The 19,090-nt window shown below is 68.9% G+C and carries 18 protein-coding genes and 1 tRNA gene; 13 read left to right on the forward strand and 6 right to left on the reverse strand.

The features are described 5' to 3' along the window. Window positions 1-237: 237 nt before the first annotated feature. The 6 genes from E0F75_RS12190 to E0F75_RS12215 all read right to left on the reverse strand — a co-directional run bounded on the left by E0F75_RS12190 (window position 238) and on the right by E0F75_RS12215 (window position 4,426). Window positions 238-759, reverse strand: coding sequence for a hypothetical protein (locus tag E0F75_RS12190; RefSeq protein ID WP_187622523.1), 522 nt, complete (start codon window positions 757-759; stop codon window positions 238-240). Next, the gene (locus E0F75_RS12195) at window positions 740-1,750 is read right to left on the reverse strand and encodes a hypothetical protein (protein WP_187622524.1); all 1,011 of its coding nucleotides are present in this window, start codon (window positions 1,748-1,750) and stop codon (window positions 740-742) included. Before E0F75_RS12195 ends, E0F75_RS12190 begins: the two co-directional genes overlap by 20 nt. Before the next feature lie 677 nt (window positions 1,751-2,427). Beyond that, complete coding sequence (locus E0F75_RS12200; protein ID WP_194480577.1) at window positions 2,428-2,907, reverse strand: hypothetical protein; 480 nt, start codon at window positions 2,905-2,907, stop codon at window positions 2,428-2,430. A gap of 135 nt (window positions 2,908-3,042) precedes the next feature. Then, entirely contained in the window at window positions 3,043-3,549 is a 507-nt protein-coding gene (locus E0F75_RS12205; RefSeq protein ID WP_374115398.1) for an HAD family hydrolase, read from the reverse strand. A 171-nt stretch (window positions 3,550-3,720) separates the two neighbouring features. After that, entirely contained in the window at window positions 3,721-4,122 is a 402-nt protein-coding gene (locus E0F75_RS12210; protein ID WP_229312650.1) for a hypothetical protein, read from the reverse strand. A gap of 232 nt (window positions 4,123-4,354) precedes the next feature. Beyond that, a tRNA-Arg gene (locus E0F75_RS12215) sits at window positions 4,355-4,426 on the reverse strand. A 160-nt stretch (window positions 4,427-4,586) separates the two neighbouring features. Here E0F75_RS12215 and E0F75_RS12220 point away from each other — a divergent pair. The 13 genes from E0F75_RS12220 to E0F75_RS12280 all read left to right on the forward strand — a co-directional run bounded on the left by E0F75_RS12220 (window position 4,587) and on the right by E0F75_RS12280 (window position 19,039). Then, window positions 4,587-5,069, forward strand: coding sequence for a response regulator (locus E0F75_RS12220; RefSeq protein WP_187622526.1), 483 nt, complete (start codon window positions 4,587-4,589; stop codon window positions 5,067-5,069). A 101-nt stretch (window positions 5,070-5,170) separates the two neighbouring features. Then, window positions 5,171-6,289: an ArgS-related anticodon-binding protein NrtL gene (nrtL, locus tag E0F75_RS12225; RefSeq protein ID WP_187622527.1), complete on the forward strand. Its 1,119-nt coding sequence runs from the start codon at window positions 5,171-5,173 to the stop codon at window positions 6,287-6,289. 12 nt (window positions 6,290-6,301) lie between these two features. Beyond that, window positions 6,302-7,693 carry a diaminopimelate decarboxylase gene (lysA, locus tag E0F75_RS12230; RefSeq protein ID WP_187622528.1) on the forward strand — a complete coding sequence of 464 codons (1,392 nt, stop codon included), beginning with the start codon at window positions 6,302-6,304 and terminating at the stop codon, window positions 7,691-7,693. A gap of 146 nt (window positions 7,694-7,839) precedes the next feature. Further along, window positions 7,840-9,138, forward strand: coding sequence for a homoserine dehydrogenase (locus E0F75_RS12235; protein ID WP_187622586.1), 1,299 nt, complete (start codon window positions 7,840-7,842; stop codon window positions 9,136-9,138). Between the two features lie 6 nt (window positions 9,139-9,144). Next, entirely contained in the window at window positions 9,145-10,215 is a 1,071-nt protein-coding gene (gene thrC, locus E0F75_RS12240; RefSeq protein WP_187622529.1) for a threonine synthase, read from the forward strand. Between the two features lie 309 nt (window positions 10,216-10,524). Further along, window positions 10,525-11,442: a homoserine kinase gene (thrB, locus tag E0F75_RS12245; protein ID WP_030321061.1), complete on the forward strand. Its 918-nt coding sequence runs from the start codon at window positions 10,525-10,527 to the stop codon at window positions 11,440-11,442. Between the two features lie 419 nt (window positions 11,443-11,861). Next, window positions 11,862-13,922 (forward strand): transcription termination factor Rho, encoded by a 2,061-nt coding sequence (gene rho, locus E0F75_RS12250; RefSeq protein ID WP_308189573.1) that lies wholly within the window; start codon window positions 11,862-11,864, stop codon window positions 13,920-13,922. A 215-nt stretch (window positions 13,923-14,137) separates the two neighbouring features. After that, a complete protein-coding gene (locus tag E0F75_RS12255; RefSeq protein WP_187622531.1) occupies window positions 14,138-15,235 on the forward strand; it encodes an LCP family protein in 1,098 nt (365 codons plus the stop codon). A 179-nt stretch (window positions 15,236-15,414) separates the two neighbouring features. Beyond that, the gene (gene rpmE, locus E0F75_RS12260) at window positions 15,415-15,633 is read left to right on the forward strand and encodes a 50S ribosomal protein L31 (protein WP_055599288.1); all 219 of its coding nucleotides are present in this window, start codon (window positions 15,415-15,417) and stop codon (window positions 15,631-15,633) included. A 96-nt stretch (window positions 15,634-15,729) separates the two neighbouring features. Further along, window positions 15,730-16,806 (forward strand): peptide chain release factor 1, encoded by a 1,077-nt coding sequence (prfA, locus tag E0F75_RS12265; RefSeq protein WP_187622532.1) that lies wholly within the window; start codon window positions 15,730-15,732, stop codon window positions 16,804-16,806. A gap of 46 nt (window positions 16,807-16,852) precedes the next feature. Further along, window positions 16,853-17,698 carry a peptide chain release factor N(5)-glutamine methyltransferase gene (gene prmC, locus E0F75_RS12270; RefSeq protein WP_015036198.1) on the forward strand — a complete coding sequence of 282 codons (846 nt, stop codon included), beginning with the start codon at window positions 16,853-16,855 and terminating at the stop codon, window positions 17,696-17,698. A 49-nt stretch (window positions 17,699-17,747) separates the two neighbouring features. Continuing rightward, window positions 17,748-18,395: an L-threonylcarbamoyladenylate synthase gene (locus E0F75_RS12275; protein ID WP_030321077.1), complete on the forward strand. Its 648-nt coding sequence runs from the start codon at window positions 17,748-17,750 to the stop codon at window positions 18,393-18,395. Then, window positions 18,392-19,039, forward strand: coding sequence for a protein-tyrosine-phosphatase (locus E0F75_RS12280; protein ID WP_187622533.1), 648 nt, complete (start codon window positions 18,392-18,394; stop codon window positions 19,037-19,039). The genes E0F75_RS12275 and E0F75_RS12280 overlap by 4 nt, the downstream gene beginning before the upstream one ends. Window positions 19,040-19,090: the final 51 nt, after the last annotated feature.

Below are 19,090 nucleotides of genomic sequence, written 5' to 3' on the forward strand. Positions count from 1 at the left end.
GGATTCGAACCTGCGCACACGGCTCCGGAGGCCGCGTGAGTCTCAATCATTTCTGCAGGTCAGCGCGCGATGAGTGACCTGATCTGACCTACAGGTCCACGAATGGGCCGTGGGCGGATGTCACCCTCGCTGGGGGACAGCGGCTCTGCGTCTCGCGGCGCTGATGTAGGCCCCCGGCGGGGGCTGGGTAGCCGTCGACCACCGAGCCCCTTCGGTAAGCCCTTTGAGGTTGGCTAGTTACGGGATGAGTTCATTCCTGAAGATGGACCTAATCCTTTTCAGGATAACCATCAGTACGAGCACGAAATGGGCTAGAAGGTAGGTTAGTACGCCTGTCACTCCGGGGTTAAACTCTTCGAGGTCGAGCGATGCTCCTACTGCGAGCATGACCGTAGCTGCCAACGCCACCACTAGACCGTACGTCGCGTTCGCCTGCAGTTGCCGAATAAGGCGGATCTTTACGCTCGTGGCGAGACTTTCCACCTGAGAGTTTCGGACCTGAGCCGCAGCGCGAAGGGCGACATCGAACGACAGTACTAGGAGGTTGAACAGCAATCCTGACATAAGTGAGAGTGCTGTCAGTAGATCGCCAATTCCCCCGATTCGCCATTGAGTCGTGACGACGATCGCCGGCAGCACTGCAGGGAGTCCATAGAGGGTGAAAATATCCGATTTGGATACACTCTCCTGTTCATCGCCCCCCGTGCGCAATGTTTGGAAATGGTCGACAAATATCGGCTTAAGGTTCAGCATCCTCACTGGGCGGCACCTCCAGGCGGTATTCATTCCAGCTGTCTGGCCATGTGAACTGTTGTTCCGCCACTGACTGGCGGGTCAGGCTGATGTCCTCGGCTAGGTCTAGTGCCACCTTCATGGCCTCCTGATAGAAGGCTGAATCCGAGAGGACCCCGTCGTCATTAAGGAGGTCATCGTCGATCTCGAAGGTGACAACAGGAGTCTTACCAGACGCCACTGACACCGTACGGGTGGTGCGGCCTACGCGGACCTCCACGCGCAGGTCGCTGTAGTCCACCCCCTGCCACTCAAGGAGGCTGGATACCTCCCTCTCCCCTCGCACTACCTTTTCGATCACTTTCTTGCCGAGGCTGCCGCGTCGAGGCGACGAAATTACCGTTTCCATGGTTCCGAGCTCGGTTTCGTGCTGGTTGAGCTCGTAACGGTCGGCGATATCTCGGGGAACGCTGTTTCGGACCAGGCGTATTTTTTTCACCTGCCCGCTTTCCAGGACGCGAGAAACGGCGGCCTCGGGGGACAAGTTACTGACTTCGACCACGTACTCTCCGAAGCGTTTCCGGAAGGCCCTCCGCAGCCCAGTGGAAAACATGCTAAATACGCCACGGTTGTGAATGCGCTCAGTCAGGAATAGGCCAACCTCCCTCTCCTTTGGGAGGATGAGTAGGTTCCGATACTGAAGGACCTCTACGTCGGACTGCTCTCGATTGAAGCGAGGGGTCCCACTGCCTCTGTCTTCGAACTTGGATGTAACCCCGTACTCGCCAAGGCCTAGCGTTGCGTGTATGTGTCGGTTGCTGTGATTGACTTCAGGGGCTTTGAGTATTTGCTTGTTGTCAGGGTTGTCGAATCCATCCTCTTGGAGAGACTGCAGGTAGCCGTGCAATACCTTTAGGAGGTCGTTTCCGTTTCCGTCGAAATTGTCGAACTTGAGAGGCTCCTTCTTCTGTCGCCTATGTACGACGATCTTGTAAGCCGCGATTGAGTGTTCGGCCATGAAGTGCCTCCCTTGCCGTGGTCGTTGAAGGATCATCGTATGGCTTGTGATCGCGATCGGGCCGACATTGAGGAAAGGGGTGTGATTCAAACATTTCTTATGATGTAGGCCGGATCGTCCTGTAAGCGAATGAACACCGCAAAGGTCAGCTTCCGGAGCTACCGTCCACCCCAACTCCCATCCCGTCTGCCGTCGACCCACACACCGTGGAGCAGGCGCGGTGCCGGGCGTCCAGGTGGAGCGCGCCACTGTACGAACGACCTGGACGCCCGGTGCCGTGTCTGCTCGGCTCTGCCTGGGTCGACGGCAGACGGGATGGGAGTCCCCACCTCAACAACCCACGGCCGGCACCCGCCCACGGAGCCCCGTCCATCCCGGAGCCTGAGTGCCCCCGCCGGAGGCATCAGCTTGAGCGGCACTCGCGTACCGCCTCGGCCACCTGGTGAGTTCGCCCCCATCAACCCGAGCTGTCAGGCGTGCGGACGGCGGCCGGGCTGGAGCGGGGCGGAGACAGGAGCGCAGGCCCGGGCGACGGGCCGCGCGCGCCGCGCCGTGCGCGGCGGGTGCCTTGATGAGGTAGAGAAACCTGTAACAGCTCCCCTGTCGTTCCTCGTGTCGGCGTGCACGTGAACGTGTCCAGCCGCGTATGGATGAACGTGCCCGGCCCCCTCAGCGGGTTACCGGGGAGGCAACCCCACTCGGGCGCGCCAGTGGTCCGCGTTGTGAGGATCAGCCAGCCAGCCGGTCAGACGTTCAACGCTGGCACGGAAGGCCTCGGGCAACGAGGTGTACTCGCCGATCTCGAGCCTGATGGCGTCAACATCATGGGTGGCGTGATCGGTGTCGCACCAGCAGGCCACGTTCACTGCCGAGTCGACCGCGAGCCGTCCCGCTTCTGTCCACACCACCTGAAGCAGGAACTCCAGCTGATCGACCCCGTCGGCGTGCTCGATGACATCCAGGCCGAGGATGACCGGTGTCCCTACCCGCGACCCTGGGAAGGTGGCGTGCTCCGGGAACCACTCCCAGTCCGCCGTGTCTCTGCCAACACAGACCGCGTCGACCGTGCGTGCCGCCTGATTCAGAGAATCCACATCAGCCGGCGGCAGGAGAGGAAAGAGCGTGTTCCAGGGGACGTCGTCGAAGCTACCTCGCATGAGTCGATCATCCCTGGCTACGGCTCGCACGACGGGCCCTTCCCCGCACTCATGTGGAAAGCCCCCACAGCCAGAAAGCTGAGCACGTTCCTCTGGACCGGGTTGAGCACTTCGCCGAGTACGCCGACACTTCGGCTATGCCGTGGTGAGTGCGTCGGCGATGGCCTGCATGTCCTCGGTGATGACGCCGGCCTGCGCCTCGGCGAACTGGTCCACCTTGTGGGGCTTGTTGGCGTAGCCGATCACCGTTGCGCCCGCTGCGTGGGCCGCCTGGATGTCCGTGAGTGAGTCGCCGATCAGGGTGCAGCTCGTGACGTCGATGTGCATCTGCTCGGCTGCAGTGATGAGCGGGAACGGGTTCGGCTTCATCAGGTGCGGTTGCTCGGAGGGTCGACCCACGATCTTCGTGACGTACTCCTCCAGGCCGTGAAGCTCGAGGAAGACCCGTACGCACTCAGTGGAGTTGTTGCTCACCACCGCTACGCCTCGACCGGCCGAACGTGCTGCCTGGAGTGCTTCGGCTGCTCCTGGAGTCGGCTGGCCTGCCACCGCAACGGCTCGGACCTCAGCGGCCGTGAGGGCCTGCTCGATCTTCTGGCCGAGTTCGGTGTCGGCCTCGTGCGCGATGCGCAGGACCTCGATGGGGTCGTCTGTCTGGGAGGCCTTCGTGCCGCGGCTTCATCCTGAGCGGAGAGGAGGGCGGTCAGCTCCCGCGCCACCTCGGGCGCCAGCAGTCCCGCGAACACGTCGCACACGGGTCCGTCGAAGTCGAAGAGGATGACGCGGGCGTTCGCCAGGGTCTCGGTGAGCGGGTCAGCGTGCGTCAAGGTCGAAGTCCCTTCCGATGGTCTCCCAGACGCTGTCGAACCACATCCGGGCCTGTTGGACCTGTTGGGCTCCGCCCGAGGACTCGCCGTCGTTGATCGAGTGATGGAAGAGGACGGTGTCCTTGCCCACGAGGTCGTAGATCTCGATCGTCTCGCCCTGGGCGACGACCTTGTTGGGGCGGATCGGGTAGTACCCGAAGAACGCGTCCTCGTTGTTGACCACGTAGAGCTTGAAGAACTGCGTGCCGCTATGGACGCGGATGCTGATCCTGGTCTCGGCGACCAGGCCGAGGTGCCCAAGCTCCGTGATGGCGTCCCTGATGCTGCGGGTGTAGCCGACCCGAGCAGATCGAGCAGGTCTACAGCGTCGCTCGCCATCGCCAGGCATGGAGCAAGGCTTGAGCCCTGCTTCAGTGGGGCGTTGGTCCCCTCCGGCGTACCGCAGGCAGGCTCCACACCCTGCGGTCCTCACCTGCGGCGACGCCCCAAGATCCCGTCCACGCCTCGTCCACAGACCTCGACATACGGCCGCTCAGCCCTGCTCACGCCTGCACATACAACAAGACCCCGCTCTCAGCGTTTCCGCTGATCACGGGGTCTGTGTGGCACTCCTTGCGAAGTGCCCCCGGCAGGATTCGAACCTGCGCACACGGCTCCGGAGGCCGTTGCTCTATCCCCTGAGCTACGGGGGCGTCCGCCGCGTTCGGCGGCGACGGGTAGAACCCTACCAGCTCTGCGGGAGTGGCTGTGAACAGGTATTTCCGGGGTGTCACCAGGGGCTGGGTCCCCCGCACGGGTCAGAAGTGGGCAAAACCCGGACGCGGCCGTTCGGGGCGGCCTACTCTCGTTCGTGTGTCAGGCGTGTCCGGTCGGGTGCTCGTTGTCGACGACAACAAGGTGATCCGGCAGTTGATCAGGGTCAATCTCGAACTCGAGGGGTTCGAGGTCGTGACCGCGGCCGATGGTGCCGAGTGTCTGGATGTCGTACATCAGGTCTGTCCTGATGTCGTCACCCTGGACGTCGTCATGCCCCGCTTGGACGGGATCAAGACGGCCGAGCGGCTGCGGGCCGATCCTCGGACCAGCCACCTCCCCGTCGCGATCATCAGCGCCTGTGGTGAGCACGAGGTGTCCGGTGGGGTCGCATCCGGCGTCGACGCCTTTCTCGCCAAACCCTTCGAGCCCGCCGAGCTCGTCCGCGTCGTCCGTCAGCTGCTGCACCGCGAGCGGCGCGAGCGGCCCGAGGGGGCCGGGCCCGACGGGGGAGAGGACCCGGCCGCAGTCGACGGCTGCCAGGAGTCCCGACGCGCCGGGAGCACCAACCGTCCGCACTGAGCGCGGTCGGTCGTCCGGCCACCGGGCCCGTCCCCGCCTCGGGTGACCGCATGGCGAAACCGGTTCGCGTTCCGCCCCCCCTCCTCCCCTACGCTTGTCCCGTGACCCCCGCGGACCTCTCCCTCACCGTGCTGCACGCCGTGCGCCGTGCGGTCGACGACGGTGCGCTGCGGGTCGACGTACCCCCGCTGGTCAAGGTCGAGCGGTCTCGGCCCGGTGGCGTCGGCGAGTACGCCAGCAACGTCGCTCTCACCCTCGCCCGGTCCGCCGGACGCGCCGCCCTCGACGTCGCCGGGATCCTGGAAGAGCGTCTCCGTGACGCCCCCGGGCTCCAAGAGGTCTCCGTCACCGGGCCCGGCTTCCTGAACTTCACCCTTCGGCCCGACGCCGGCGGCGAACTCGTACGGGCCGTCCGCGAGGCCGGGGACGCGTACGGGAGCGGTACCGCCCTCGCCGGGGTCACCGTCCGCTTCGCCGACCTGACAGAGTCGCGCGCGCTGCTCGTCACCGAGACCGTCGTCCGGCTCCTCCGGAGCCAGGGCGCCGACGCCGGGTTCCGCGGGGACGAGTGGATGGATGAGCCGGCAGACCAGCGGGTTGCCGAGCGGATGGATGAGCCCGTTGCCGGTCGGGTTGCCGGTCGGGTTGTCGGGCGGGTTGTCGGGCGGGTTGACCAGCGGGTTGATGAGCGTGTCGACGAGCTCGTCCACGCGCGCGGCGACGAGCGGATTCACGTGTACCCGGGGGTGTACGACCCCGACAGCCTCGGTGTCGACGCCGCCCGCTGGGCCCTGCTCCGGCCCGCCCCCCAGGACCGGCCCCTCGACGGGCCGCCCCTCCTTGTCCAGCATGAGCGCAACCCCCTCTTCCGCGTGCGGTACGCCCACTCCCGGGTCCGGCGGCTGCTCGCCAACGCCGCTCAGCTCGGATTCGAGCCCGCGTACGAGACTCCCGTCCACGCACCCGAACTTCTCGGCGTTCTCGGCGACCACCCCGTCGCCCTCCTCACCGCCGCCCGCCACCGCGCCCCCGACCGGGTCGCCCGGCACCTGGAAGCCACCGCCGACGCGCTGCTCGCGTTCCAGCACACCGTTCTGCCGCTCGGCGACGAGAAACCCTCGGCCGCCCATCGTTCCCGGCTCGCGCTCGCCGAAGCCGCCGGGACGGTGCTCGCCGGTGGCCTCTCCGTGCTCGGCATCAGCGCACCCGAACGGATTTGAAAGAGTTCAGACATGAGTCGTTCCGCCCATCCCGCAGGCCCTCGCCACGCCGACGTCCTTCCCGAGGGTCACTACACCGCGCCCCCCGCAGACCTCAACGTCCTCGACCCCAAGGTGTGGTCCCGGACCGTCGAGCGGGACGAGCGCGGTGTCGCCACCGTCGGGGGGCTGAGCGTGACCGACCTCGCCGAGGAGTTCGGGACCCCCGCCTACTTCCTCGACGAGAGCGACTTCCGCGCTCGCTGCCGCGCCTGGGCCGAGGCCTTCGGCAAGGACGCCGACGTCTTCTACGCCGGGAAGGCCTTCCTCTCCCGGGCCATCGTGCGGTGGCTCAAGGAAGAGGGGCTGAACCTCGACGTGTGTTCCGGTGGGGAGCTCACCACCGCCCTCTCCGCCGGGATGCCCGCCGAGCGCATCGCCTTCCACGGCAACAACAAGAGCGAGAACGAGATCCGTACGGCCGTCGAGGCCGGTGTGGGGCGGATCGTTCTCGACTCCTTCCAGGAGATCGTGCGCGTCGCGCACATCGCGCAGTCCCTCGGCAAGCGCCAGCGCGTGCAGATCCGCGTGACCGTCGGCGTCGAGGCCCACACGCACGAGTTCATCGCCACCGCGCACGAGGACCAGAAGTTCGGCATCGCGCTCGCCGGCGGACAGGCCGCCGAGGCCGTGCGCCGCGCGCTGAAGCTGGACGGGCTCGAGCTCATCGGCATCCACTCGCACATCGGCTCGCAGATCTTCGACATGGCCGGCTTCGAGGTCTCCGCGCGGCGGGTCGTCCAGCTGCTCGCCCAGGTGCGGGACGAGCACGGTGTCGAGCTGCCCGAGATCGACCTCGGCGGCGGCCTCGGCATCGCGTACACCTCCGAGGACGACCCGCGCGAGCCGCACGAGATCGCCAAGGCGCTGAGCGAGATCGTGACGCGCGAGTGCGAGTCCGCGGGCCTTGCCACCCCCCGTATCTCCGTCGAGCCCGGCCGTGCCATCGTCGGGCCCACCGCCTTCACGCTGTACGAGGTCGGCACCGTCAAGCCGCTCGAAGGGCTGCGGACGTACGTGAGCGTCGACGGCGGCATGTCGGACAACATCCGCACCGCGCTGTACGACGCCGAGTACAGCGTCAACCTCGTCTCGCGGACCAGCGACGCCGCGCCCATGCTCTCCCGGGTCGTCGGCAAGCACTGCGAGAGCGGCGACATCGTCGTACGGGACGCCTTCCTGCCCTCGGACCTGGCGCCCGGCGACCTCATCGCCGTGCCGGCCACCGGTGCGTACTGCCGCTCCATGGCCAGCAACTACAACCACGCACTCCGGCCCCCCGTCGTCGCCGTCCGTGACGGCGAGGCGCGGGTCATCGTGCGGCGCGAGACGGAGGAAGATCTCCTGCGTCTCGACGTCGGATGATGAAATAGTCGAGTGATGAAATAGATGTCTCAGGATCCGGACGAGGGGCTGAAACCCCCGTCCGGTGAGTGAGACTGGTTCCACCGTTGAGAACCGCAGAGACTCGAACGTAGAGATACGAAGTAGGACGAGAAAGAGGTCGGATGATGCGTACGCGTCCGCTGAAGGTGGCGCTGCTGGGCTGTGGAGTGGTCGGCTCAGAGGTGGCGCGCATCATGACGACGCACGCCGACGACCTCGCCGCGCGCATCGGCGCCCCGGTCGAGCTCGCCGGCGTGGCGGTCCGCCGCCCGGACAAGGTCCGCGAGGGCATCCCCGCGGAGCTGATCACCACCGATGCCACCGCCCTCGTGAAACGGGGGGACATCGACGTGATCGTCGAGGTCATCGGCGGGGTCGAGCCGGCCCGCACCCTCATCACCACCGCCTTCGAGCACGGGGCCTCCGTCGTCTCGGCGAACAAGGCGCTGCTCGCCCAGGACGGCGCGAACCTCTACGCCGCCGCCCAGGAGCACGGCCAGGACCTCTACTACGAGGCCGCCGTCGCCGGCGCCATCCCGCTCATCCGCCCGCTGCGCGAGTCCCTCGCCGGCGACAAGATCAACCGCGTGATGGGCATCGTCAACGGCACGACCAACTTCATCCTCGACAAGATGGACACCTCCGGGGCCGGCTACTCCGAGGCGCTCGACGAGGCCACCGCCCTCGGGTACGCCGAGGCCGACCCGACCGCCGACGTCGAGGGCTTCGACGCCGCCGCCAAGGCCGCCATCCTCGCCGGGATCGCCTTCCACACGCGCGTGCGCCTCGACGACGTCTACCGCGAGGGCATGACCGAGGTCACCGCCGCCGACTTCGCCTCCGCCAAGCAGATGGGCTGCACCATCAAGCTGCTCGCCATCTGCGAGCGCGCCGCCGACGGCGAGTCCGTCACCGCGCGCGTGCACCCGGCGATGATCCCGCTCAGCCACCCGCTGGCCTCCGTCCGCGAGGCGTACAACGCGGTCTTCGTCGAGGCCGACGCCGCCGGGCAGCTCATGTTCTACGGCCCCGGCGCCGGCGGCGCTCCGACCGCCTCGGCCGTCCTCGGCGACCTCGTCGCCGTGTGCCGCAACAAGCTCAACGGGGCCAACGGCCCCGGCGAGTCCGCGTACACCCAGCTGCCCGTGAGCCCCATGGGCGACGTGGTGACGCGGTACCACATCAGCCTCGACGTGGCCGACAAGCCGGGCGTCCTCGCCCAGGTCGCGACGGTCTTCGCCGAGCACGGCGTATCCATCGACACGGTGCGCCAGCACGGTCGTCAGGACGGAGACGGCGAGGCCTCCCTCGTCGTCGTCACCCACCGCGCGCCCGACGCCGCCCTTTCGGGGACCGTCGAGGCGCTGCGCAAGCTCGACACCGTGCGCGGTGTCGCCAGCATCATGCGTGTTGAAGGGGAGTAAGGACCCATGACCCACAAGGGCACCCACCAGTGGCGCGGCATCATCGAGGAGTACCGGGACCGCCTTCCGGTCACGGAAAAGACGCCGGTCGTCACGCTCCGTGAGGGCGGCACGCCGCTCGTACCCGCTCAGGTCCTCTCCGAGCGCACGGGCTGCGAGGTGCACCTCAAGGTCGAGGGCGCCAACCCCACCGGCTCCTTCAAGGACCGGGGCATGACCATGGCCATCAGCAAGGCCAAGGAGGAGGGGGCGCAGGCCGTCATCTGCGCCTCCACCGGCAACACCTCCGCCTCGGCCGCGGCCTACGCGGTACGCGCCGGCATGGTGTCGGCCGTCCTCGTGCCGCAGGGCAAGATCGCGCTCGGCAAGATGGGCCAGGCCCTCGTGCACGGCGCGAAGATCCTCCAGGTCGACGGCAACTTCGACGACTGCCTGACGCTGGCCCGCAGCCTCTCCGAGAACTACCCGGTGGCGCTGGTCAATTCGGTCAACCCGGTCCGCATCGAGGGCCAGAAGACCGCCGCCTTCGAGATCGTGGACATGCTGGGCGACGCGCCCGACATCCACGTCCTGCCCGTGGGCAACGCCGGCAACATCACGGCGTACTGGAAGGGGTACCGCGAGTACGCCGCGGACGGTCTCGCGACGCACCGCCCGCGCATGTGGGGCTTCCAGGCCTCCGGTTCGGCCCCGCTGGTCCGCGGCGAGGTCGTCAAGGACCCGTCGACGATCGCCACCGCGATCCGCATCGGCAATCCGGCCTCGTGGGACTACGCGATCGCCGCGCGCGACGAGTCGGGCGGCTTCATCGACGAGGTGACGGACCGTGAGATCCTGCAGGCCTACCGCCTGTTGGCCGCGCAGGAGGGTGTCTTCGTCGAGCCCGCCTCGGCCGCCTCGGTCGCCGGTCTGCTGAAGGCCGCCGCCCAGGGCAAGGTCGACCCGGGTCAGCGGATCGTCTGCACGGTCACCGGCAACGGGCTCAAGGACCCCGACTGGGCCGTCGCCGGCGCGCCGCAGCCGGTCACCGTTCCGGTCGACGCGGTCGCCGCCGCCGAACGCCTCGGTCTGGCCTGATCCTCACCCCTCCGCCCGGGGAAACGTGCTGATCGAAACCCGATCAGGAACGTACATAGGCGCACAGGTTGGCTCGCGACACGCATCGTGCGCCTCCTGTGCGCCCTATGTCGCGGCAGAACCTTCCTTCGATAGGCTGTACCGAACCCGCCCCGACGCATATGCGCGGTGTTGTTGCCGTTGTCGCCTCCGTGGCTGAAACGGCCCCCGGGTTCCCCGTACTTCTCTTGAAACACCAGCCGAAACACCCTCTGAAACACCCGCTGTTCCAGAACAACCCGTTGTCGCAATCAAGGAGATCATCGAGCGATGGCCGGTCCAGCGTTCCGCGCCGCCGCCGTACGGGTGCGCGTCCCCGCCACCAGCGCCAATCTCGGTCCGGGCTTCGACGCCTTCGGCCTGTCGCTGGGCCTCTACGACGACGTCGTCGTCCGTGTCGCCGACTCCGGGCTGCACGTCGACATCGCCGGCGAGGGCGCCGAGACGCTCCCGCGCGACGAGAGCCACCTGCTCGTACGCTCCCTGCGCACCGCCTTCGACCTGCTCGGCGGACAGCCGCGCGGCCTCGAGGTCGTCTGCGCCAACCGCATCCCGCACGGCCGCGGCCTCGGCTCGTCCTCCGCCGCCATCTGCGCCGGCATCGTCGCCGCCCGCGCCGTGACCATAGGCGGGGACGCCAAGCTCGACGAGGCCGCCCTCCTGGAGCTGGCCACCGAGATCGAGGGCCACCCCGACAACGTCGCCGCCTGTCTGCTCGGCGGATTCACGCTCGCCTGGACCGAGTCCGGTGCCGCGCGGGCGATCAGGATGGATCCCTCGGATTCCATCGTTCCGGTGGTTTTCGTCCCCGGGAAGCCGGTGCTGACCGAGACCGCCCGCGGACTCCTGCCGCGCACCGTCCCGCACGTGGACGCCGCGGCCAACGCCGGGCGCGCCGCCCTCCTCGTCGAGGCCCTGACCCGCCGCCCCGAGCTGCTGCTCGCGGCCACCGAGGACCGGCTGCACCAGGAGTACCGGGCTCCGGCGATGCCCGACAGCATCGCCCTGGTGAACCGGCTGCGGGCGGACGGCGTCCCCGCGGTCATCTCCGGCGCGGGCCCCACGGTCCTCGCGCTGGCCGAACACGGGACGGCCGACAAGGTCGCCCGCCTCGCGGGCGAGGGCTGGGCCGCGAACCGGCTCGACCTCGACGCGTCCGGAGCGAGCGTCCTTCCGCTGGCGCCCTAGGCGCACGGCGGCCGGACGCCGGGCAGCGTCCGGGACAGGAGATTGCCGGTGAGGGAGAGGGGGAATGTTTGTTGGAGCCGGTAGTGTTAACCTCAAGTCAGCACCCGGCGCCTTTGTGGCGCGGTGCTGAGTGTCCCCATCAGGGACCACCGATTCTTCCGGGAGCCTCCCCAACTGCCTGAGCAGCCTGCCTGAGCAGTTTCGAGCACGCTCCGGAACCGGCACGACACCCCTCGCTCTTCTTTTATCGCGAGGGCCGAGCAGGGGGCGCTCGGGCCGGACCCCAGCACGTTTTCTCTCCGCCGTACCCGGCGGGACCACCGCCCCGGACACGGTCCACCCAACACGGGACCGCTGCCGGACAGCACAACCGGTCGCCGAGCCAGATGGCCGACGTCCGCTCCAGGGAAGGACCCTTCGTGAGCGACACCACCGATCTGATGGGCGTGACTGCCGACAGCAGTGTCGACGCCGCCGCGCCCGCCGCAGGTGCTGCCACCGGCGGCACCGCACGGCGCCGCCGCTCCGGCACCGGCCTTGAGGGCATGGTCCTGGCCGAGCTGCAGCAGGTCGCGTCCGGCCTCGGCATCAGGGGCACCGCGCGGATGCGCAAGAGCCAGCTGATCGAGGTCATCAAGGAGGCGCAGGCCGGAGGGGGCTCCGCCGCCCCCGCCAAGGCCGCCGACGCCGCCGAGACCAAGCCGAAGCGCCGCACCACCGCCAAGACCCGTACGGGTGAGACCGCTGCCGAGGCCGCCGAGCCGAAGGCGGAGAAGGCCGAGAAGGCCGTCGCCCAGCAGCAGATCGACATCCCGGGCCAGCCGGCCTCCGACGACCAGCCCGCGGGCGAGCGTCGTCGTCGCCGTGCCACCGCCCCCGCCGGTTCGCCGGAGGGCGAGGCCAAGGCCGAGGCCGCGCAGGTCGTCAAGACCGAGACCCGTACCGAGGCCAAGGCCGACGCGGGCACCGACACCAAGGCCGAGGCCGCCGTCGACGGCGCCGAGGGCCGTGGCCGCCGTGACCGCGGCGAGCGCGGGGAGCGTGGCGAGCGCCGCGACCGCCGTGACCGTCAGCGCGACCGCGGCAAGGGCGACGAGCAGCAGGGCGGTGGCCAGGGCGGCCAGCGTCAGCGCCAGGGCGGCCAGGGCCAGGGTCAGGGCCAGGGTCAGGGCCAGCAGGTCCAGGGCCAGGGTCAGCAGGGTGGCCAGCAGGCCGGCCCGCAGGACGACTACGACGACGCCGATGGTGGCCGTCGCGGGCGTCGCGGCCGCTACCGCGACCGTCGTGGGCGTCGTGGCCGTGACGACTTCCAGGCCGGCGAGCCGCAGGTCGCCGACGACGACGTCCTGATCCCCGTCGCGGGCATCCTCGACATCCTCGACAACTACGCGTTCATCCGGACCTCCGGCTACCTGCCCGGTCCGAACGACGTGTACGTCTCCCTCGCCCAGGTCCGCAAGAACGGCCTGCGCAAGGGTGACCACGTCACCGGTGCCGTGCGCCAGCCGAAGGAGGGCGAGCGCCGCGAGAAGTTCAACGCGCTGGTCCGCCTGGACTCGGCGAACGGCATGGCCGCCGACTCCGGCCGCGGCCGCCCCGAGTTCAACAAGCTGACCCCGCTCTACCCGCAGGACCGGCTCCGTCTGGAGACCGACCCGGGTGTGCTGACCACGCGGATCATCGACCTCGTGTCGCCGATCGGCAAGGGCCAGCGCGGTCTGATCGTGGCCCCGCCGAAGACCGGTAAGACCATGATCATGCAGGCGATCGCCAACGCGATCACGCACAACAACCCCGAGTGCCACCTGATGGTCGTCCTGGTCGACGAGCGTCCGGAAGAGGTCACCGACATGCAGCGGTCGGTCAAGGGCGAGGTCATCTCCTCGACCTTCGACCGTCCGGCCGAGGACCACACCACCGTCGCCGAGCTGGCCATCGAGCGCGCCAAGCGTCTCGTGGAGCTGGGTCACGACGTGGTCGTCCTGCTCGACTCGATCACCCGCCTGGGCCGCGCGTACAACCTCGCGGCGCCGGCCTCCGGCCGCATCCTGTCCGGTGGTGTCGACTCGACCGCGCTCTACCCGCCGAAGCGCTTCTTCGGTGCGGCGCGCAACATCGAGGACGGCGGCTCGCTGACCATCCTGGCCACCGCGCTGGTCGACACCGGCTCGCGCATGGACGAGGTGATCTTCGAGGAGTTCAAGGGCACCGGCAACATGGAGCTCAAGCTCGACCGGAAGCTCGCCGACAAGCGCATCTTCCCGGCCGTCGACGTCGACGCCTCGGGTACGCGTAAGGAAGAGATCCTGCTCGGCAGCGACGAGCTCGCCGTCACCTGGAAGCTGCGTCGCGTGCTGCACGCGCTCGACCAGCAGCAGGCGATCGAGCTGCTGCTCGACAAGATGAAGCAGACGAAGTCGAACGGCGAGTTCCTGCTCCAGATCCAGAAGACGACGCCTGGCGGCAAGAACGACGACTGAGTGTGACCTGCGTCATGCTCCAGTCGAGCGACAAGGACGCGACCTCGGTCTCGTAACCCTGTCGTGACCTGCGTAAACCACTGCGCCCACCGTGCCCCGCACGGTGGGCGCAGTGCTGTACGGGCCCGTGCTCACCGAAACCTCACAGGCCCGTATGCAACCCTTTCGGGTGCTTCACCGTCACATATGGTGAATCTAGGGCCCGAGGGATGGCGATGACCGAGCAGAGCAAGAGCGGCCGAATAGGCGGCGCGGGAAGCGGCCGCCGCCGCAAGCAGCCCGCCAGGCGCAGCCGCAAGGCGGCCGTGCTGGTCTCGGGCGCCCTCGCCGTCCTCGTCCTCGGCGGCACGGGCCTCGGATACGTCTACTTCAAGCTCGACGGCAACCTCGAGACCGTCGACATCAACGCCCAGCTCGGCACCGACCGCCCCGACGACGTCGACAACGGCTCCATGGACATCCTCGTCCTCGGCTCGGACTCCCGTTCCGGCGACAACGGCGCGTACGGCAAGGACGAGGGCGGCGCCCGCTCCGACACCGCGATGGTCGTCCACGTCTACGAGGGCCACAAGAAGGCCGGCGTGGTCTCCATCCCCCGCGACACCCTCATCGACCGGCCGAAGTGCGCCGACGCGCAGGGCGCCGCCGTCGCCGCCGAGCGGCGGGCCATGTTCAACACGGCGTACGAGGTCGGCGGCCCCGCCTGCGCCGTCAAGACCGTCGAGTCGATGTCCGGCATCCGCATGGACCACTACGTCGAGGTCGACTTCACCGGCTTCAAGAAGCTCATCGACAAGCTCGGCGGGGTGGAGATCACCACCACCACCGCCATCAAGGACAGCAAGAGCCACCTCGACCTCGAACCGGGCACCCACACCCTCGACGGCGAGCAGTCCCTCGGCCTCGTCCGGACCCGCAAGAGCGTCGGCGACGGCAGCGACCTCGGCCGCATCCAGCTCCAGCAGGCCTTCATGAAGGCCTTCATGAACCAGGTCAAGGACGTCGGCGTCCTCACGAACCCGAAGAAGCTCCTCGACCTCGCCGACGCCGCCACCAAGGCCATCACCCCCGACTCCGAACTCGACTCGGTCCAGGAGCTGATGGGCTTCGCCAAGAGCCTCTCCGGCATCGGCGCGCAGAACGTCCACATGGTCACCCTGCCCGTCGAGTACGACCCCCGGGACCCCAACCGCGTCGTGCCCCTGGAGGCCCAGTCGCGGCAGGTCTGGACGGCCCTGAAGAAGGACCTGCCGATCCCCGCGTCGGCGACGAAGGACGCGGCCACCGGCCAGGCCGACGGCATCGTGAAGTAGCGCCCGGGGGCCGTGGGGAGCACGGCGCCCCGCCGTCCGAGGCAGCTCAGGAATACTTTCGCCGCCACCCCGGTTTGGGGAGATGCGGCCAGTCCTGGCAGACTGGTACGTCGGCCCCGGTTCACGTTTGCCGCGACCCGCGGAAGCGACCCGGAGCCCTCCCGAAACTAGGAGACACCTTGAAGCGCGAGATTCACCCCGAGTACGTCGAGACCCAGGTCAGCTGCACCTGTGGCGCGTCGTTCACCACCCGGAGCACCCTGACCGACGGCACCATCCGTGCCGAGGTCTGCTCCGAGTGCCACCCGTTCTACACGGGCAAGCAGAAGATCCTCGACACCGGCGGCCGCGTCGCCCGCTTCGAGGCCCGCTTCGGCAAGGCCGGCTCCGCCAAGTAGCGAGCCCCTGCGCCGGTCCACGGTCGCCCCGCGCGGGTGGCCGGGACCGGCGCTTTGCCGTCCCGTAGCAACTGACGAAAAACCCAGGAGCCCCCGATGTTCGAGGCGGTCGAGGAACTGGTCGGCGAGCATGCCGGCCTTGAGACGAAGCTCGCAGACCCTTCGGTCCACGCCGACCAGGCGAACGCGCGCAAGCTGAACAAGCGCTACGCCGAGCTGACCCCCATCGTCGCCACCTACCGGGCCTGGAAGCAGACCGGTGACGACATCGAGACCGCCCGCGAGCTGGCACACGACGATCCCGACTTCGCCGCCGAGGTCAAGCAGCTGGAGAAGGACCGGGAGGGGCTCACCGAGAAGCTCCGTCTGCTCCTCGTCCCGCGCGACCCGAGCGACGACAAGGACGTCATCCTGGAGATCAAGGCGGGCGCGGGCGGCGACGAGTCCGCCCTGTTCGCCGGCGACCTGCTCCGCATGTACCTGCGGTACGCCGAGCGCGTCGGCTGGAAGACCGAGATCATCGACGCCACCGAGTCCGAGCTGGGCGGCTACAAGGACGTCCAGGTCGCCGTGAAGACCAAGGGCGGCAACGGCGCCACCGAGCCCGGCCAGGGCGTCTGGGCGCGCCTGAAGTACGAGGGCGGGGTGCACCGCGTGCAGCGCGTGCCCGCGACCGAGTCCGCCGGCCGTATCCACACCTCCGCCGCCGGCGTCCTCGTCACGCCCGAGGCCGAGGAGGTCGAGGTCGAGGTGCACGCCAACGACCTGCGCATCGACGTCTACCGCTCGTCGGGCCCCGGCGGCCAGTCGGTCAACACCACCGACTCCGCCGTCCGCATCACCCACCTGCCGACCGGCATCGTCGCCTCCTGCCAGAACGAGAAGAGCCAGCTCCAGAACAAGGAGCAGGCCATGCGTATCCTGCGCTCCCGGCTGCTCGCCGCCGCGCAGGAGGAGGCCGAGTCCAAGGCCGCCGACGCCCGTCGCAGCCAGGTGCGCACCGTCGACCGGTCCGAGAAGATCCGTACGTACAACTTCCCGGAGAACCGGATCTCGGACCACCGCGTCGGCTTCAAGGCGTACAACCTCGACCAGGTGCTCGACGGCGACCTGGACGCGATGATCCAGGCGTGCGTCGACGCCGACTCGGCTGCCAAGCTCGCCGCGGCGTAAGTGGCGTCAGTTCCGTAAGCCCCACCCCGCACCACGGAGGACCAGCGTGAACCTGCTGCTTGCCGAGGTGGCCCAGGCCACCCAGCGGCTGGCCGACGCCGGCGTTCCCTCACCGCGTTTCGACGCGGAGGAGCTCGCCGCGTTCGTGCACGGCGTCAAGCGGGGGGAGCTGCACAACGTCAAGGACGCGGACTTCGACGCCCGCTACTGGGAGACGGTCGCCCGCCGCGAGGCCCGCGAACCGCTCCAGCACATCACCGGGCGGGCGTTCTTCCGGTACCTGGAGCTCCAGGTCGGGCCCGGGGTCTTCGTGCCGCGCCCGGAGACCGAGTCGGTCGTCGGCTGGGCCATAGACGCCGTCCGCGCGATGGACGTCGTCGAGCCGCTCATCGTCGACCTCTGCACCGGCTCCGGCGCCATCGCCCTCGCGATGGCCCAGGAGGTGCCGCGCTCGCGCGTGCACGCGGTCGAGCTCTCCGACGACGCGCTCGTGTGGACGCGCAAGAACGCCGAGGGCTCCCGCGTCACCGTCCACCAGGGCGACGCGCTCAGCGCGCTCCCCGAGCTGGACGGCCAGGTCGACCTGGTCATCTCCAACCCGCCGTACATCCCGCTCACCGAGTGGGAGTACGTGGCACCCGAGGCCCGTGACCACGACCCGGAGATGGCCCTCTTCTCCGGCGAGGACGGACTCGACACCATCCGCGGCATCGAGCGCACCGCCCACCGGCTGCTGCGTCCCGGCGGCCTCGTCGTCATCGAGCACGCGGACACCCAGGGCGGGCAGGTGCCGTGGATCTTCAACGAAGAGGCCGGCTGGGCCGACGCCGCCGACCACCCGGACCTGAACAACCGGCCGCGCTTCGCGACCGCCCGCAAGGCCATGCCATGACCGGCATGAACGCCATGACGAACCACGCGTACGAGGAGGCCGGGAACTGATGGCACGGCGATACGACTGCAACGAGGCGACCGACCGTGTGACCGGTCTGCGCGAGGCCGCGTCCGCCGTCCGCCGGGGCGAGCTGGTCGTGCTGCCCACCGACACCGTGTACGGGATCGGGGCGGACGCCTTCAGCAGCGAGGCCGTGGCGGACCTGCTCGCCGCCAAGGGCCGGGGCCGCAACATGCCCACGCCCGTGCTCATCGGCTCCCCGAACACCCTCCACGGCCTGGTCACGGACTTCTCCGAGCAGGCGTGGGAGCTCGTCGACGCCTTCTGGCCCGGCGCCCTCACCCTCGTCGCCAAGCACCAGCCGTCCCTGCAGTGGGACCTGGGCGACACCCGGGGCACCGTCGCCATCCGCATGCCGCTGCACCCGGTCGCCATCGAGCTGCTCACCGAGGTCGGCCCGATGGCCGTCTCGTCGGCGAACCTCACGGGACACCCGTCCCCGGAGGACTGCGACGCGGCCCAGCAGATGCTCGGCGACTCCGTCTCCGTCTACCTGGACGGCGGCCCGACGCCCGGCATCGTGCCGTCCTCCATCGTCGACGTCACGGGCAAGGTGCCGGTGCTGCTGCGCGAGGGCGCGCTCTCGCCGGAGGAGCTCCGGAAGGTCGTACCCGACCTCGAGGTGGCGAATTGACCGCCCCTGAGGGGCGTGGCATAGCGGGGTTCGACGACAGCACCACCTTCCGCATCCTCCACGTCAGCACCGGCAACGTCTGCCGCTCGCCGATCACCGAGCGGCTGACCCGCCATGCCCTGAGCGACCGCCTCGGCGACCCTCTCGGCGGCGGCCTGATCGTGGAGAGCGCGGGTACCTGGGGCCACGAGGGCGCCCCGATGGAGGCCAACGCGGAACTGGTCCTCGCCGACTTCGGCGCGGACTACAGCGGCTTCGTGGGGCGCGAGCTCCTCGACGAGCACGTCATCCGCGCGGACCTGGTCCTGACGGCGACCCGCGACCACCGCGCCCAGGTCATCTCGATGGGCCACTCGGCGGGCCTGCGCACCTTCACCCTGAAGGAGTTCACCCGCCTGGTCCGCGCGATCGACCCGGCGACGCTCCCGGACGCGCACGACGAGGGCATGGTGGAACGCGCGCGTGCCCTGGTCCGCGCGGCAGCGGCTCTACGCGGGTGGCTCCTCGCCCCCTCGGTGGACGCGGACGAGGTCAACGACCCGTACGGAGCGCCCATCACCTTCTTCCGCTCGATCGGCGACGAGATCAACCAGGCGCTGGATCCCGTGGTGACGGCGCTGACGGGTGTGCGGGCGCGCGACTGACAGGCGTCGCGACGCGCGGCATTCGCGCGGTGTCTGCCCGCCGTTCACCGG

The organism is Streptomyces sp. CB02980 (assembly GCF_014451325.2).
Taxonomy (GTDB): Bacteria; Actinomycetota; Actinomycetes; order Streptomycetales; family Streptomycetaceae; genus Streptomyces.